Here is a 230-nt window from a genome sequence, read left to right as displayed (position 1 = left end):
CCACTATGTTGCCCCCATTTGCTGTAACTAGCGCTTTTACTATCGCAAGTCCTAAACCCGCGCCGTTGCCTTGTCGCTGCCTTGATTTATCGGCTCGATACAATCGGTCAAATAAATAGGGTAAATGCTCTGCTGCTATTTTTTCGCCTGGGTTGGTAACCGCAATACACACTTGATCATTTCCAGTGCGCTCACTACTAATAGTTATCGATTCGCCTGCTGGGGTATAC

At 47.0% G+C, this 230-nt stretch carries 1 protein-coding gene; it reads right to left on the bottom strand.

Annotated elements, in window-relative coordinates; all coding sequences use genetic code 11:
- On the bottom strand, positions 1 to 230 hold a 230-nt coding region (locus AAEY83_RS19050), incomplete at both ends, for an ATP-binding protein (RefSeq protein ID WP_351061849.1).

The organism is Psychrobacter sp. TB20-MNA-CIBAN-0197 (assembly GCF_040309765.1).
GTDB classification, from domain to species: Bacteria; Pseudomonadota; Gammaproteobacteria; order Pseudomonadales; family Moraxellaceae; genus Psychrobacter; species Psychrobacter submarinus.
The sequence above is the reverse complement of the archived record's forward strand: the minus strand, read 5'-3'. Positions and strand labels throughout refer to the sequence as shown.